Genomic DNA, 16,154 nt, shown 5'->3' with positions numbered 1-16,154 from the left:
CGCGACGCGCGCTTCATCGATTTCGTCGAAGAAGACATCAAGAACTACAGCGACGCCGACATCGGCGCCGCCGCGCGCCTCGTCCACGACGGCTGCCGCGCGACGCTGCGCGAGCACTTCACGATCCGCCCGGTGCGCGACGAAGCCGAAGGTGCGCGCGTCACGCTCGCCGAAGGTTTCGACGCGAGCTCGATCCGCCTGACCGGCAACGTCGTCGGAAAAGCGCCGTTCAACGGTAGCATCAGCCATCGCGGCTGGCGCGTCGACGAGGTTCGTCTGCCGAAACTCGCGGGGAGCCACAACGCCAAGGTCATCGCACCGGCGGAGGTGGAACTGTGAGCGACGCACGCTATTCGATCGGCATCGACCTCGGCACCACGCACTGCGCGCTGTCCTACGTGGACACGCATGCGAGCGACGGCGAAAAGACCGCCCAGGGCGTGCTGCCGATCGCCCAACTGACCGGCCCCGGCGCCATCGACAACCTCGATCTGCTGCCCTCCTTCCTCTATCTGCCGCATCCGGACGAACTGGCCTCGGGCGATCTCTATCTGCCGTGGACCGGCCAACGCGAGTTCGCGGTCGGCGAGTTCGCCCGCAGCCGCGGCGCGGCCACGCCGATCCGGCTCGTGTCTAGCGCGAAGAGCTGGCTGTGTCATCCGGGCGTCGATCGCCGCGCGGCGATTCTGCCCAATGACGCACCGCCCGACGTCGCGCGCGTTTCGCCGTTCGAAAGTTCGGTGCGCTATCTGACGCACCTGCGCGAAGCCTGGGACCACGCGCATCCGGACGCGCCGTTCGCCCACCAGGACATCACGGTGACGATCCCCGCCTCGTTCGATCCGGCCGCGCGCGAGCTGACCGCCGAAGCCGCCGAGGCCGCGGGCTTCGGCCGCATGACGCTGCTCGAGGAACCGCAAGCCGCGCTCTATAGCTGGATTCAGATGAGCGCTGGCGGCTGGCGCAAGCAGGTCAAGGTCGGCGACATCATCCTCGTGGTCGACGTGGGCGGCGGCACGACCGACCTCTCGCTGATCGCGGTAATCGAGCGCGACGGCAATCTCGAACTGCATCGCATCGCGGTCGGCGAACACATCCTGCTCGGCGGCGACAACATGGACCTCGCGCTCGCCCACGTGCTCGCGCGCAAGCTCGCGGCCCAAGGCACCCAAGCCGACGCGTGGCAACTGCGCGCCCTCACCTACGCGTGCCGCTCGGCCAAGGAAACGCTGCTCAGCGACCCCGCCACCGATGCCGTGCCGCTCGTCGTGCCGAGCCGCGGCTCGAAGCTGATCGGCGGCTCGATCCGTACCGAACTGACGCGTGCGGAGTTGACGCAGACGATCCTCGAAGGCTTCTTCCCGCAGGTGGACAGCGCGGCACGGCCGGTCAGCCGTGCGCGCGTCGGTCTGACGCAACTCGGCTTGCCGTACGCGCAGGACGCGGGCATCACGCGGCATCTGGCGGCGTTCCTCGGCCGTCAGGTCGGCGCGCTCGCCGAAATCGAAGGTTTGCGCGATCACGCGGTCGAAGGCGCGAGCTTCCTGCACCCCACTGCCGTGCTGTTCAACGGCGGCGTGTTCAAGTCGCCGCTGCTGGTCGAGCGCATCATGGGGACGCTCAACCAATGGCTCACGGCGGAAGGCGCGGCGCCGGCGCGCCTGCTCGAAGGCGCGGACCTCGATCTCGCGGTCGCCCGCGGCGCAGCCTACTACGGCTTCGTGCGACGCGGCCAGGGCGTGCGGATTCGCGGCGGCACGGCGCGCGCGTACTACATCGCGATTGAATCGGCGATGCCCGCCGTGCCCGGGCTCGAACCGCCGGTGCAGGCGCTGTGCGTCGCGCCGTTCGGCATGGAGGAAGGCACCGAGGCCGAATTGCCCGCGCAGGAGTTTGGTCTCGTGGTCGGCGAGCCGGTGCACTTCCGCTTCTTCGGGTCGTCGGTGCGTCGTCAGGATCAGGTCGGCACGCTGCTCGACTATTGGGGCCCCGAGGAGCTGCAGGAACTCGAGGAAATCCAGGCGACGCTGCCCGCGGCCGGCCGTACCGCCGGCGAAGTCGTGCCGGTGAAGCTGCATGCGCGCGTCACTGAAGCGGGCACGCTCGAACTGGAAGCGATGCCGCGCGGCTCCGACGAACGCTGGAAAGTCGAGTTCGACGTGCGCGGCAGCGCGTCGGCATAACACGCCTGCGTGAGCGAGATGAAGCGCTACAGCGTCGGCATCGATCTGGGCACCAGCAACACGGTGCTCGCCTATGCGCAGGCCGGCGCGCAGGGCGGCGCTGCGCCGATCCGGGTGTTCGAGATAGAGCAGCTGGTGAGTCCCGGCGAGGTCGCCGCGCGGCCGCTGCTGCCCTCGGTGCGCTATCACGCGGGCGCGGGTGAGCTGAGCCCGGGCGATCTGCAATTGCCGTGGTCGACGGCGGATCGCGCAGCCGCCGACGCGGCGCCGCCCGTCGTGATCGGCCAGCTCGCGCGCGTGCTGGGCGCACAGGTGCCGGGGCGGCTCGTGGCCAGCGCGAAAAGCTGGCTGTCGCACGCGTCGGTCGACCGTGTGGCGCCGATCCTGCCGTGGGGCGCCGCCGACGACGTCCGCAAAGTCTCACCCGTCGAGGCGAGCGCGAGCTATCTCGCGCACGTGCGCGCCGCGTGGAATCAACGCTTTCCCGACGCGCCGCTCGAACAGCAGGACGTCGTGCTCACGGTGCCGGCGTCGTTCGACGAAGGTGCACGCGCGCTGACCGTCGAAGCGGCGCGTCTCGCTGGTCTGCCTGGGCTGCGGCTGCTCGAAGAGCCGCAGGCGGCGTTCTACGACTGGCTGTTTCATCATCGCGAGCAGCTTGCGAGCGAGCTCGCGCACACGCGCCTCGTGTTGATCTGTGACGTCGGCGGCGGCACCACCGACCTCACGCTGATCGAAGTGGGCATGAAGAATGGCGAGCCGCAGCTCACGCGCATCGGCGTCGGTAATCATCTGATGCTCGGCGGCGACAATATGGACCTCGCGCTCGCGCATCTGGTCGAGGCGCGGCTGCCGGGTGGCGATGCGCGCACGCCGAATTCACGTTTATCGGCGGCGAGCCTGTCGCAGCTGGTCGAGCGCTGCCGGAGCGCAAAAGAACAACTGCTCGGCCTGCGGGCGCCCGATTCGGCGTCGATCACGTTGCTCGGCGCGGGGTCGAAGGTGATCGGCGGTGCCCGTACCGCACAGGTGACGCGTGACGAGGTCGAGCGCGTCATCGTCGATGGTTTTTTTCCGGCGGTGGCGTCGCACGAACGGCCAGGCAGGCCGCGCGGCGCGATCGTCGAGTTCGGCCTGCCCTATGCGACCGATGCAGCGGTCACGCGGCATATCGCGGCGTTTCTGGGCCGGTTCGCGGCGCAGTCGCGCAAGGCCCTGGGTGGCGGAGCGCATGGCGAGCGCACGAGTTTTAGCGCAGGCGGTGCCCCTGACGCCGCCAGTGCATCCGGTGAAAACAGGGCAGCGAGCGGCAGCGCGGGCACCGACGACACGCTCCCCATCCCCGACACCCTGCTCCTGAACGGCGGCGTCTTCCGCGCTGAAGCGCTCACGCAACGTCTCGCCGATACCCTCGGCATGTGGCGCGGCGCCCCGCTCAACGTGCTGCATAACGACAATCCCGACGTGGCCGTCGCGCGCGGCGCGGTCGCCTATTCGCTGGCGCGCGCGGGCAACGCGCCGAAAATCGGCGGCGGCTCGCCGCGCAGCTACTTCCTCGTGCTCGACGACGGCGCCGACGGCAGGTCCGCCGCTGAACCCGCGCCACGCGGCATCTGCCTGCTGCCGCGCGGCACCGAAGAAGGCCACGAGATCCTGATCACCGATCGCACCTTCGCGTTGCGCCTCGGACATCCGGTGCGTTTTCACCTCGTGTCGTCGAGTGCGGACACGGTATATCGAGCCGGCGAGCTGATCGATCTGGCGGACGGCGACTTCGTGCGCCTGCCGCCGATCGCCACCGTCGTGCAACCGCGCGGCGAGCGCACCGCGCGCGAAACCCTCGTACGGATCGCCACGTCGCTCACCGAAGTAGGCACGCTCGAGGTGCACTGCATCGAACGCGACGATCCCGCGCAGCGCTGGCTGCTCGAATTCCAGTTGCGCGGCAAGGACACGCGCGTGGGTCGCCCCGCCGACTCCGCATCGGCCCGTCATCCGGCGGCCGACCGCGCGCTCGAACAGATCGACCGCTGCTTCGGTTCACGAGCGCAAAACGTCGACCCGAAAGAAGTCAAACGGCTGCGCTCGCAACTCGAACAGTTGCTCGGCCCGCGCGAAAGCTGGAACAGCGCGTTGCTGCGCGAACTGTTCGGCGCGCTGTGGGAACGCGCCCGGCGTCGGCGTCGCTCCGCGGATCACGAACGGCTCTGGCTCAATCTCGCCGGCTATTGCGTGCGGCCCGGCTTCGGCTATCCGCTCGATGAATGGCGCGTCGAACAGCTGTGGTCGCTGTTCGACGACGGCATTCAATACGTCAACGACAGCCAGGTCTGGTCGGAGTGGTGGACGCTCTGGCGCCGTGCCGCGGGCGGCCTCGGCGAAAGCGCGCAACTGCGCGTGCTCGATGCGATGGCATATCTGCAGACGGCCGCGCAGTCGCGTCACAAGCTGCCGTTCGATGTCGCGAAAACAGGCCTCGCCGATATGGTTAGATTGAGCGCGTCGCTCGAACGCATTCCGGTCGAACGCAAGATCGAACTCGGCGAGTCGATGCTGACGCGGCTGAAGAAGCCCGCTGAGAATCATCAGAGCTGGTGGGCGGTCGGGCGCATCGGCGCGCGGCGGCCGTTCTATGGCAGCGCGCATGGCGTCGTGCCGCCAGAGATCGCCGGACCATGGCTGATCACGATCCTCGCGCTCGACTGGAAGAAAGTCGACCCTGCGGCGTTCGCCGCCGTGCAGATCGCGCGCATGACCGGTGACCGCTCACGCGATCTGCCCGACGATTTGCGTCAGACGGTCGTACGCCGGCTCGAAGCAGCCAGTGCGCCGCGCGCGTGGCTCACGATGGTGAGCGAGAGCGTCGAGCTCGACAACGCCGACGAAGGCCGCGTGTTCGGCGAGTCGTTGCCGGTGGGGCTGAAGCTGGTCGCAAGTTGAGGCTCGCGGCTTTCTCGTGGCGTCATGTCCGCATTGGGGCAAGTTGAACGCGTCGGTTCGGCTGCCTCCCCCTCGCAATCAGCAGGGCTCAAAACTCAGGACGGCCTGCGCCGCCGGCAGATCGTTGCGCTGCTTCAGGCTTTCCGCCAACAGTTCGCGAAAGATGTTCACCGTGGCGGGACCGTATCGCAGGTGAAATTCCTGAAACACCTCGGTAATCGCGATGCGTTGCGTCGCCGCAGTGCGCGTACTGGCAATGTACGAACTGCCGCGCGCCAACTCTATCTGGTAGATCGATTTGTAAAGCGTCTTTTCGGCCTGCAAGTTGCGCTTGCAGCCGGGTTTGCCGCCACGCTTTCTCTCGTTGGGCATCGTTGTTTTTCTCCGCCGTTTTCGATGCGCGTTCACCGACCGATGCCGCGCTCCCGCCGACTATGTAAGCAACCGCACCTTAAGGAAACCTTATGCGTGACCGGAAAACGGCATGACGAGTCCGTCATTGTCTTGCACCCATTGCACGCGTTGCCGATTTCGGTCGCTCCTGCCCGATCCGGCCGTGTTGCGCCTGCCCCCGCATGTAAAAAAGGCCGGTTGTCCCGGCCTTCTTCACGCTATGTCGATCCCGTGTTGCGCTGCGGATTACACCTGCACCATCCCACCGTCGACGAACAACTCGATTCCCGTGATGTAGCTCGCGTCGTCCGAGGCGAGGAACGAGACGGCCTTCGCGATTTCGTCCGGTTCGCCGACGCGGCCGAGTGGCGTGGTCGCGCTGACATGCTGCCGGTACGCGTCGATCTGCTCGTCGCTCATGCGCAGTTCCGACTTGTACGCGGGCGTGACCACCACCCCGGGCGCGACCACGTTGACGCGAATATCGCGGCCCTTGAGATCCGACGCCCAGGTGCGCCCAAACGAACGCAATGCCGCCTTGGTCGCCGCATACACGCCGAACGCCGGAACGCCCTGGATCGACGTGACCGAACCCGTGAGCACGATCGCGCTACCGCGCGGCATCAAGGGCAACGCTTTTTGCACCGTGAACAGCGTGCCTTTGACGTTGATGTCGAAGTACTTGTCGAACTGCGCTTCGGTGATTTCGCCCAGCGGCGAAAACTCGCCGCCGCCCGCATTCGCAAACAGAATGTCGAGCCGCTGCTGCGCGGTCTGCACCGTGCTGAACATCCGGTCGAGATCGGCGGCCGACGAGATGTCCGCGCGAATCGCGAGCGCGCCGTGCCCGATGCGCTCCACTGCTTCGTCGAGTTCCGCCTGACGCCGGCCGGTGATGTAGACCGTCGCGCCTTCCCGGGCGAAACGGGTCGCGGCAGCGAGGCCGATGCCGCTGCTGCCGCCGGTGACCAGTACGATCTTGCCCGCGTGTTTGGTGGTGTGGATATTTGCTTGCGTGGATTGATTCATGGCTAGCTCCGTGATGGTGTGAGGTCGGCTGACCCGGTGACGACAGCTTATTTCACACATAGCCGGAGATAAATATGTATCCTGTGGTTTCTTTATTCACCGTTGTGGATAATCACCCGAAACCAGAGGACTCATGGATCACCTGCAAGCCATTCGCATCTTCGCGCGGGTCGTGGAAACCGGCGGATTCAGCCGCGCGGCGCAATCGTTGCAGATGCCCAACGCGACCGTGAGCAAGTGGGTCCGTTCGCTCGAAGACCACCTCGGTGTGAAGTTGCTCGAACGCAGCACGCGCAGCGTCAACGTGACGACCGAGGGCGTCGCCTACTACGAGCGCATCCAGCCGTTGCTCACCGAACTCGACGATATCGAGGCCACGTTGGGACGCGACCGCGCGAATCCGCGCGGCACGTTGCGCGTGGACAGCGGCGGTTCGACCGCGAGCGGCATTCTGATTCCCGCACTGCCGGCCTTTTGCGCGCGTTATCCGGACATTCAGGTGCAGTTGAGCGTGACGGACCGCACCGCCGACCTGATTGCCGAGAACATCGATTGCGCGATTCGCAGCACCGCGGACGACCCCGCGCTCGTCACGCACGCGATCGGCACGCTGCGCTGGACCACCTGCGCAAGCCCGGCGTATCTGGCCGCGCATGGCACACCGTTGCACCCGCAGCAGATCGTCGATGACGGGCACGCGGTCGTCGGTTACTTTTCCGCAAGCAGCGGCGTCACGCAACCGCTGCGCTTCGAGAGGCACGGCGAGTCGATCGTGCCAGGCGGCGTGCGCAGCACGGTGCTGGTGAGTGAAAGCAACGCGCATCTCGCGACTGCGCTGGCGGGCCTCGGTATCGTGCACACGCTCGATTTCATGGTGCGCCCGGCGATTGCACGCGGCGAACTCGTGCCGATTCTCACCGACTGGCGGCCCGCTGCGCTGCAGGTTTATCTCGCGTATCCGCCGAGCCGGCGCTACAGCACGAAGGTGCGTGTGTTCGCCGAGTGGGTAAGCCAGATTTATGCCAATCTTCAGGATGGCTGACGGAAGTGCCGCTCGCCTCGTGCGGTCGTTCACCGAACGCCGTTCGCCAGCGAAATGCTGCGCCCTACGCCATCGTCACCTGGTTCCTGCCGCCATGCTTCGAACGATATAACGCGCGGTCCGCGCTCGCGAAGCCATCGCGATGCGGGGGCCGCGCGTGCTCGCTGATGTGTGTCAACGACGCCCCCACGCTCACCGTCACCACGCCGAGCGGCGAGGCACGATGCTCGATCGCCAGATCGACGACGCCCTGCCGCAGCGTTTCGAGCGTATCGGCGAGCGCCGCAGCCTCGGCGTGCAGCACCAGCAGCCCGAACTCTTCGCCGCCCATGCGGCCGACGACGATGCGTTCGCCATCGGCCGCCGCCTGCATCACCGACGCCACTTTGCGCAGACAATGATCGCCGGCCTGGTGGCCGTACGTGTCGTTGTATTGCTTGAACCAGTCCACGTCGACCACGACCGAGCCCATCACGTCGCCGTCGAGCGCTTCCTTCCAGCGCCGCGCGATGCTCTCGAGCAGAAAGCGCCGGTTGTACAACTGCGTGAGCGGATCGATCGCGGTGGCCGTGCGCATCTTCAGGTCGTTTTCGATCATCGCGCGCAGATGGTGGAACACGCCCTGCTGCCCCGCGTCGAGCCGGCCGGGCGACGGGTCCATCGCGCACAACGCGCCGACGATCTCGCCATTCGGCGCGCGCAGCGCGATCGCCGCATAGAAGCGCACGAACGGATAGCGCTGCACCAGCATGCATTCGCCGAAGCGGCTGTCGTCGTGCGCGTCTTCGATTACGAACAGATCTTCGTCGCGCACCGCATAGTCGGCCAGCGACCGGGCTCGCGTGACGAGCGGCATCGCCATGCCGACCTCGGCGCGGTAATGCTGGTGCTCCTCGTCGAGCAGCGTGATCGCGGTGATCGCCGCGCCGGTCACGCTCTTGAGAATTTCCGCCGCATGGGTAAAACACTCGCGCATCACCTGGTCGTCGTGCAACAGCCACTCGATGACCGAAGACTCCACCACGGGTTCGCCGGGGGCGAACGGATCGACGGTCATCCGGCTGGAGAGACGGTCGTTACTGTGAGCGAGTTGCACGGCGGGGTCCCAGAATGTGATCAGCCTATGTCAACGGCATAAACATACGAAACTTGAGCGCTTTGGAGCGCGCGCGATGCGCGCTTTCGACGGCGGACCGGACGACGGTCAACCCGTCGGCGCCGCTCGGCGCGCGGCCACGCGAAGTACAATCACACGCCAGCGGCGCGCCATCTTCGTTTGCCTGCCGATCGGGCAGCGCGCCTCATTCAACTGACAATCGCCTGCGGCGCAGCGCGCGCTGCGCTTGTCCGTGCTGCCGTCAACCTGCTCATGACCACCACCGCCCCCTCCCGTACGACGAACGCGACGAACGCCTGGCTCATCACGAATGTGCGCCGGACCGATGGCGCACGCGTGGACGTGTCGATTGCCGACGGCCGCATCGCGGCCATCGGTCCGGACCTCGCGCGCGAGCCCGGCATCGTAATCGAAGATGGTGCGGATGCGCTGCTGCTGCCCGGTTTCGTCGAAGGCCATACGCATCTGGACAAAACCCACTGGGGCATGCGCTGGTATCGCAACGAGGTCGGGCCGAAGCTGACCGAGCGCATCGAAAACGAACGGCGCTGGCGCGCGCAGAGCGGCCACGACGCGGGCGCGCAGTCGCTCGCGCTGGCCCGCGCGTTTCTGCTCGCGGGCGCGACGCGACTGCGTACGCACGTCGATATCGATACCAAGGCGGGTCTGCGCCACCTCGAAGGCGTGCTGGCCACGCGCGCGGCGCTGCGCGACGTGCTCGACCTGCAGATCGTCGCGTTCCCGCAATCGGGACTGCTTGGCCGCCCAGGCACCGACGCGTTGCTCGATCGCGCGTTGAGCGCGGGCGCCGATGTGCTCGGCGCGCTCGACCCGGCGCTGATCGACGGCGATCCGGTGGCGTCGCTGGACCTGACGTTCGGACTCGCGCAGCGTCATCAGAAGCCGATCGACATTCATCTGCACGAGCCCGGCGAAATCGGCGCATTCACACTTGGTCTTCTGCTCGACCGCGTTGCGGCGCTCGGCATGCAAGGCCAGGTGGTGGTGAGTCACGCGTTCTGTCTCGGCGCGCTGCCTGAGCGCGAACGCGATGTGCTGCTCGCGCGCCTCGCCGGGCTGCGCGTCGCGCTACTGACGACCGCCCCGCCGTCGACGCCGGTGCCGCCGCTGCACGCCTGCATCGACAAGGGCGTCACGTTGTTCGGCGGCAACGACGGCATTCGCGACACGTGGACGCCGTACGGTTCGCCGGACATGCTCGAACGCGCGATGCTGATCGCCATGCGCTACAACCTGCGCCGCGACGACGACCTCGCGCTCGCGTTCGACTGCGTGAGCGGCACGGCCGCGCGCGGTTGCGGATTCAGGCACTACGGACTGCAGGCGGGCGCACGCGCCGACCTCGTGCTGGTGGACGCCGACACGCTCGCCCATGCGATCGTCGCGCGACCGGCCCGCCAGCTCGTGGTGGCGAACGGCCGGATCGTCGCGCGCGACGGCGCCCACGCGCAGCATGAGCCGGGCTGCTGAAATGCGCGACATGGCGCAGGCGGGCGCGCTCGCCCACAGCCATTGCCGCGCCGGCGCCTCACGCTACACTCCACGCCGGTGGTGTCCACGAACACGCACGAACCCGCACGAACACGTTTCCCGCACTCACATGATCAATCTCTTTCAGGCCATGCAGGCATTCGTCAAGGTCGCCGACGCGGGCAGCTTCGCGCAGGCCGCGGCGCACCTCGGCGTCTCGACCTCGGTCGTGACGCGCCACGTGTCGAGCCTCGAACAGCATCTCGGCATTCGTCTGTTCCAGCGCACCACGCGCAAGGTCGTGCTGACCGAAGCCGGCGCGGAGTATGCCGATGGTTGCCGCGTCCTGCTTGCCGAGCTCGAAGAAGTCGAATCACGCGCGAGCACGACCTCGAAGGAAGTCGCCGGCGATCTGCGTATCGTCGCGCTGGGCAGCTTCTCGCTATTTCGCCTCACGCCCTTGTTCGCGGAGTACCAGGCCAGGTTTGCGCACGTGAATCTGCGTGTCACGTTGACTGAAAAGCGCGTCGACTTGCTCGAAGGCGGTTTTGACGTGGGGATCGTGACCGAGCATATGATCCGCTCGGAATCGCTGGTGGTCCGGCGCCTGCTCAATTCGCACGCGGTGCCGGTGGCGTCGGCCGCCTACCTCGCGCAGGCCGGGCAGCCCGAGAGGCCTGCCGATCTTGCGAGGCATCGGGTGATCGCAGCGCCACCCGACGCGAGTCCGCCAAGCTGGATCTTCAGCAAGGACGGCGGCAACGACGAGAGCGTCGCGCTCGATGCATCGTTCACGGTAAACAGCATGATCATGCAGAAGCAGGCGGCGCTGGGCGCGATGGGCATCGCGTTGCTGCCGCTCGAGATGGTCGCCGACGAATTGCACGCCGGCACGCTGGTGCGGATACTCGGCGACTACACGATGCTCAATGGCGACGTCGCGGTGTCGCTGGTTTATCCGAGCCGCGAGTTCGTGCCACGCAAGGTGCGGGAATTCATCGATCTGGCGGTGGGGTATTTCGAGTGAGCTGACGGGCATGGCGCGCGGCTGCGCGTTTCATCCCGGTCAGCTGGCGTCACCGCATCAAGGCCGCTCGCCTCGCGCGAGGCGCGTGTCGATCTCGTACGCCACCGGCATCAGATCGGCGACGCTGTCGATCACATAATGCGCGCCCGCCGCCTGCAACTTCTCGAATGCCGCGTGACGGCGCGACGCAAACTCATCGGGCGACAACGCCTTGACCTGCGCTTCGGTCATCCCGAACGCATTGCCGCTCACCGCGACGCCGACCGTCCACGTTCCGGCGTTGAGCCCCTCCTCGATCCCGACCGCGGTATCGTCGACCTTGATGACCTCCTTCGCGCGCCAGACGCCGAGTGCCGGCAGCGTCCTGTAAATCATGTACGGCGACGGCCGCCCTTCGGGCGTATCGCCGGTGCAAACGATGCTGTCCGGCGAGAATCCCTGCGCCGCCGCGCCCGGCACGATCTCGTCGATGATCTCGCGCGTGTAGCCGGTGGTCGTGCCGATGCGGACGTCGTCCTCGCGCAGCGCGCTCACCACTTCGGCCACGCCTGGAATCACCGTGCTGTAGCTCGCCGCCACCGCGATGTTCTTCGGCACGAACACGTCGTAGATGGCGTCGATATCGGCGTCGTTCGGCGCGTGCCCGTATTTGTCGGTCCAGGCTCGCGCGACGCGCGGCAACGCCATCAGCGCGGCGATATGCGGACGCTTGGCCATGCCCATCGGCCCGCGCGCTTCGTCGATCGTGATCGGAACGCCGAACTGCTCGAAAGTCTCGACGAACGCACCCATCGGCGCGAGCGAACCGTAGTCGACCACCGTGCCGGCCCAGTCGAAAATCACCGCTTTAACGTGTTTCATTGGTTTCAATCCTCATGAGGTGGCCTCCTCGATCATTCCGCTTGCGCCAATGCCTTGCGTTCTTCGAGCGCCGCCGCCGGCGGCGCCGCGTGGTCGACGCCGAGCGTCTGCAACGACGCGGCGCAGGCCAGCACCACGCGGCGCATCACGTGCTCATCGACCTGACCGATGCAGCCGATGCGAAAGCTCTCCACCACCGTCAGCTTGCCCGGATAGATGATGAATCCCTGCTGTTTCATCAATTCATAAAAGCGCGCGAATTCGAACGACGGATGCGCTGGCGCAAAAAACGTCACGATGATCGGCGAGCGCCAGCGTGCATTCAGCAGCGGCGCGAAGCCGAGCGCCTGCATGCCCTCGACCAGCACGTCCCGATTGTTCGCGTATCGCGCGAGGCGCCCAGGCTGGCCGCCTTCGAGCTTGTGCAGACGCAGCGCCTCGATAAACGCGGCCACCGTGTGGGTGGGCGGCGTGAAGCGCCACTGCCCGGTGCGGTTCATCACGTCCCATTGATCGTGCACGTCGAGCGCGAGCGAATGGCTGCGGCCCTTCGCTTCCTGCAACGCGCGCTTACGGGCGATCACGAAGCCGAAGCCGGGCACGCCCTCGATACATTTGTTCGCCGACGATACGAACGCCTCGCAGACCGTCTCACGCACGTCGAGCGGCACCGCGCCGAACGCGCTCATCGAATCGATCAGCAGCTTGCGGCCTTTCTTCGCGGTGGCCGCGGCGATCTCCGCGAGCGGATTGAGAATCCCCGAACTCGTTTCGCAATGCACTGCGACCACGTGCGTGATGCGCGGATCGGCATCCAGCATGCGTTCGATTTCCGCGCCGCGCGGCGGCAGGTAGTCGCCCTTATCGAGCAGCGTGTAGGCGCGGCCCAGATAGCCGAGGGTGGTGGCGATGCGTTTGCCGTACGCGCCGTTCGCGAGCACGAGTGCGTGGCCATCGCGCGGCATCAGACTGCCGAGCATCGCTTCGACGCAATAGCTGCCGCTGCCTTGCAGCGGCACGCAGTCGTAGTCGCCGGCGGGGTTGTCCGCACCGGCGCCCGCGATGTCGAGCAGGCTCGCACGCAATTGCGCGGTCATGGCACGGAAATCGCCGTCCCACGAGCCCCAGTCGCGCAGCATCGCTTCCTTGGTCGAGCGCGCGGTGGAGAGCGGCCCCGGCGTCAACAGATACGGTTCGCCGCTCGTCGGCGCGGCGCATGGCAGCGTGCCGGGCGCGGTTGAAGAGGCTGAATGACCGATCGCGCTTTCCATGTGCGGAACTCCGGTGTCGCTATGTCGATGCGTGACACAGTACCGAACCGGTTGGCATCGGTAAAATCGATATAATCGATGACGATATCGTCTAAACTTATTGCTCGAAACGAGCGGCGAGGCACACATGCAATACGCGCAATTGCGGGCGTTTCATGCGGTCGCGGAACACGGCGGGTTTTCGAAAGCGGCACAGGCGCTGTCGCTGACGCAGCCGGCGGTGTCGGATCACGTGCGGCGGCTGGAGCAGGATTACGGCGTCAAGCTGTTCGAACGCGGTCCACGCGGCGTCGAAACCACCGAACTGGGCTTGCGACTGTTTGCCGTGACGCGCCACATGCTCGGTTGCGAGCGCGACGCGCGGCAACTACTGGAGTCGGCGGGCGGGCTGGAGTCCGGCTCGCTCTCGCTGGCCGCCGATGCGCCCGATCTCGCGGTCACGCTGATCGGCGCGTTTCGCCGGCTGCATCCGGGGATCATCGTGACGCTGTCGGTCGCCAATGCGGCGGACTGCATGCAGCGCGTGCTGTCGAGTGCGGTCGACGCGGCCATTACCGCCGCGCCGCAAGTGCACAGCCGGCTGACGTCGCGCGTGTTGCGGCGCGACCCGCTGGTGGCAATGGTGCCGGCCGGCGATCCGGTTGCGAAGAAACGCAGGCTGAGCTACGCGGAACTGGTTAAACAGCCGATGATTTTCCGCGAGTCGCAATCGGTCACGCAGCAACTGCTCGAGATCGAGCTGGTGCGCGAATCGCTGCAGGTGGAGCCCGTGATGTACGTGGACGGACGCGAGGCGTTGGAAGAAGCGGTCGCGCAAGGCATCGGCGTGGGCGTGATCGCGCGTGCCGAATTCAACGAGTCACGGCGGATCAGGATGATCCCGCTGCGCGATTGCCGGGTGCAGATGATCGAATCGCTCACGCGGCTCGCCGAGCGGCCAGGGTCGAATCTGCTGGATGCGTTGTTCGCGGTGCAATTGCCGGGCGCCGCTGCGGTTGTGGCTTGATGAAGGTATGAGGTACCCGGCACGTGACGGCTGAGGCGTGGTGCGCGTCACTTGCCGGGTGCTTCTAATTCATTGCTGCTGTACTGCCCGGCATGCGGTTGCGACCACCGTTTTGGCAGTCCGCGCACCGCACACCATCGCACTACCAACCCGCTCAGCGCGAGCCGCCGCTGGCAATCAGACTTTCTCCCGTCAGCCAGCGCGAATCGTTGGAGGCGAGGAACACGACGACATCCGCGATATCGTCAGGTTGGCCGATGCGTCCGAGCGGCGTCGTGCCGAGCGCCCACGTTTCGAGATCCGAACCAATGATCCCCGCGCTATGCGTGCCTTCGGTCGCGACCATGCCCGGATTCACGGAATTCACGCGAATCTTGCGCGCGCCGAGTTCCTTCGCGAGTACGCCCGTAATGCCGTCCACCGCGCCTTTGGTCGCCGTGTACACCGCGCTGCCCGGCGGCGTGATGCGGCTCACCACCGAGCTGACGTTGACGATGCTGCCGCCTTCGCCGAGATGCTTGACCGCCGCCTGCGTGGTCAACAGCAGGCCCAGCACGTTCACATTGAAATGCTTATGGAAGTGTTCTTCGGTGATCGCCTCGATCGGCGAAAACTCATACACGCCCGAGTTGTTGACGAGGATGTCGAGGCGGCCATAGGTTTCGACCGCCGTGTCGATAATGCCTTGCGCGTCGGCCGCCTTGGCGACGTCGCCGCCGACCGCGATGGCCTTGCCGCCCGCCGCCGTGATCGCTTCGACCACGCTCTCGGCGCCTGCCTTGCTGGACGCATAGTTCACTACCACCGATGCGCCCTGTGCCGCCAATGCTTTCGCAATGGCCGCGCCGATGCCTTTCGATCCGCCGGTTACGACCGCGACTTTACCTGTGAGCTTGCTCATGATCATGTCCTTTCAATGGAATTTGCGCCGACGCGCTGTCGCGAACATTCGCGGGATTCACGTCGATGAAGCTGGATTTGCAGTGGCGCTGTCACTGGACACAATGTAGGCATGTCAGCGTGAGGGATAAAGCGGCTGACGGCGAATAGATACGTCGGTTGAGCCGAACAATCGGCAATCTGCTGCAGCAGCCTGCGTGCACGTGCGTGCTCGCGAGACGATGGCGGCCCGCATTGCGCGGCCGGCCAGACGATGACGGAAAATGAACTCAGCGCTTACGTATTAACGCAATCTGCGCGCTGACACTTGCCAGCACCGCCAGCGCACCGAGCGTATCCAGAATGACGTGCAACACGATATCCCTCCGTTGTCCGCTGCCATCACATTGTCATTAAACGAATGCGCGCGCCATCAATTGAAGGCCGAGTCCGAGCAGGCAGATGAAGAACCAGCGGCGAAAGCTCGCCGCGCTGATGAGTCCGCGCACGCGCTGACCGATCCACATGCCGATCAGCGCCGGTACGACGGCGGCGAGCGAGACACCCAGCTCGTCGGCGGCAAATGCGTGCTCGCTCGCGAGGCCGATGGCAAGCGCGATGGTCGACACGGCGAACGACAGTCCGAGCGCTTGCACCAGCTCCTCTTTCTTCAGCGCGAGCGACTGCAGATAAGGGACTGCCGGTACGACGAACACGCCGGTGCCCCCTGTGACCACACCGGTAAGGGCGCCGATCGCGGGCGACAGCCAACGCTCGTGCCGCGCCGGCACCGGGAAGCGCCACGCCAGCAAACCGGCCGCCGCATACAGCGTCAACGCGGCGCCGAGTCCGACGACCGCCCACGTACCGCCCGCCCCCGCAATGAACGACGCCGCCGCGAGCGTGCCGCCGACG

At 66.3% G+C, this 16,154-nt stretch carries 14 protein-coding genes; 7 read left to right on the top strand and 7 right to left on the bottom strand.

What is annotated here, in order from left to right:
• The 3 genes from CIC12_RS01215 to CIC12_RS01205 all read left to right on the top strand — a co-directional run.
• Positions 1–339: DUF2760 domain-containing protein (locus tag CIC12_RS01215; protein ID WP_168661391.1), on the top strand; the 339-nt coding region annotated here is incomplete at its 5' end.
• A complete protein-coding gene (locus CIC12_RS01210) occupies positions 336–2,183 on the top strand; it encodes an Hsp70 family protein (RefSeq protein WP_168661389.1) in 1,848 nt (615 codons plus the stop codon). The genes CIC12_RS01215 and CIC12_RS01210, both read left to right, overlap by 4 nt.
• A 9-nt stretch (positions 2,184–2,192) precedes the next feature.
• Entirely contained in the window at positions 2,193–5,123 is a 2,931-nt protein-coding gene (locus tag CIC12_RS01205) for an Hsp70 family protein (RefSeq protein WP_446727891.1), read from the top strand.
• A 78-nt stretch (positions 5,124–5,201) separates the two neighbouring features.
• Here the strand turns inward: CIC12_RS01205 and CIC12_RS01200 are convergent, their stop codons facing one another.
• Entirely contained in the window at positions 5,202–5,531 is a 330-nt protein-coding gene (locus CIC12_RS01200) for a hypothetical protein (RefSeq protein WP_342030494.1), read from the bottom strand.
• A 231-nt stretch (positions 5,532–5,762) separates the two neighbouring features.
• A complete protein-coding gene (locus tag CIC12_RS01195) occupies positions 5,763–6,545 on the bottom strand; it encodes a glucose 1-dehydrogenase (protein ID WP_168661385.1) in 783 nt (260 codons plus the stop codon).
• A 133-nt stretch (positions 6,546–6,678) separates the two neighbouring features.
• On the opposite strand from CIC12_RS01195, the gene CIC12_RS01190 reads away from it, so the two are divergent.
• On the top strand, positions 6,679–7,587 hold the full coding sequence (locus CIC12_RS01190) for a LysR substrate-binding domain-containing protein (RefSeq protein WP_168661383.1): 909 nt from the start codon (positions 6,679–6,681) through the stop codon (positions 7,585–7,587).
• 64 nt (positions 7,588–7,651) lie between these two features.
• On the opposite strand, the gene CIC12_RS01185 is transcribed toward CIC12_RS01190, so the two are convergent.
• Positions 7,652–8,683 carry a GGDEF domain-containing protein gene (locus tag CIC12_RS01185; RefSeq protein ID WP_342030493.1) on the bottom strand — a complete coding sequence of 344 codons (1,032 nt, stop codon included), beginning with the start codon at positions 8,681–8,683 and terminating at the stop codon, positions 7,652–7,654.
• A 273-nt stretch (positions 8,684–8,956) separates the two neighbouring features.
• Here CIC12_RS01185 and CIC12_RS01180 point away from each other — a divergent pair, with 273 nt between their 5' ends.
• Complete coding sequence (locus CIC12_RS01180; protein ID WP_168661381.1) at positions 8,957–10,195, top strand: amidohydrolase family protein; 1,239 nt, start codon at positions 8,957–8,959, stop codon at positions 10,193–10,195.
• A 130-nt stretch (positions 10,196–10,325) separates the two neighbouring features.
• Positions 10,326–11,222 carry a LysR family transcriptional regulator gene (locus CIC12_RS01175; RefSeq protein WP_168661379.1) on the top strand — a complete coding sequence of 299 codons (897 nt, stop codon included), beginning with the start codon at positions 10,326–10,328 and terminating at the stop codon, positions 11,220–11,222.
• 57 nt (positions 11,223–11,279) lie between these two features.
• Here the strand turns inward: CIC12_RS01175 and phnX are convergent, their stop codons facing one another.
• Together phnX and CIC12_RS01165 are read right to left on the bottom strand one after the other, a co-directional pair.
• The gene (gene phnX / locus CIC12_RS01170) at positions 11,280–12,083 is read right to left on the bottom strand and encodes a phosphonoacetaldehyde hydrolase (protein ID WP_168661377.1); all 804 of its coding nucleotides are present in this window, start codon (positions 12,081–12,083) and stop codon (positions 11,280–11,282) included.
• A gap of 32 nt (positions 12,084–12,115) precedes the next feature.
• Entirely contained in the window at positions 12,116–13,354 is a 1,239-nt protein-coding gene (locus CIC12_RS01165; protein WP_168661375.1) for a 2-aminoethylphosphonate--pyruvate transaminase, read from the bottom strand.
• Positions 13,355–13,481: 127 nt separating this feature from the next.
• On the opposite strand from CIC12_RS01165, the gene CIC12_RS01160 reads away from it, so the two are divergent.
• Positions 13,482–14,360, top strand: a complete 879-nt coding sequence (locus CIC12_RS01160) for a LysR substrate-binding domain-containing protein (RefSeq protein WP_168661373.1) — start codon at positions 13,482–13,484, stop codon at positions 14,358–14,360.
• Positions 14,361–14,514: 154 nt separating this feature from the next.
• Here CIC12_RS01160 and CIC12_RS01155 read toward each other — a convergent pair whose 3' ends face one another.
• Entirely contained in the window at positions 14,515–15,261 is a 747-nt protein-coding gene (locus CIC12_RS01155) for a glucose 1-dehydrogenase (RefSeq protein ID WP_168661371.1), read from the bottom strand.
• A gap of 391 nt (positions 15,262–15,652) precedes the next feature.
• On the bottom strand, positions 15,653–16,154 hold a 502-nt coding region (locus CIC12_RS01150; RefSeq protein ID WP_168661369.1), incomplete at its 5' end, for a TSUP family transporter.

The organism is Paraburkholderia sp. SG-MS1 (assembly GCF_012275575.1).
Taxonomy (GTDB): domain Bacteria; phylum Pseudomonadota; class Gammaproteobacteria; order Burkholderiales; family Burkholderiaceae; genus Paraburkholderia.
Note: the sequence above shows the minus strand (reverse complement) of the source record. Positions and strands in the feature narration are given on the sequence as shown.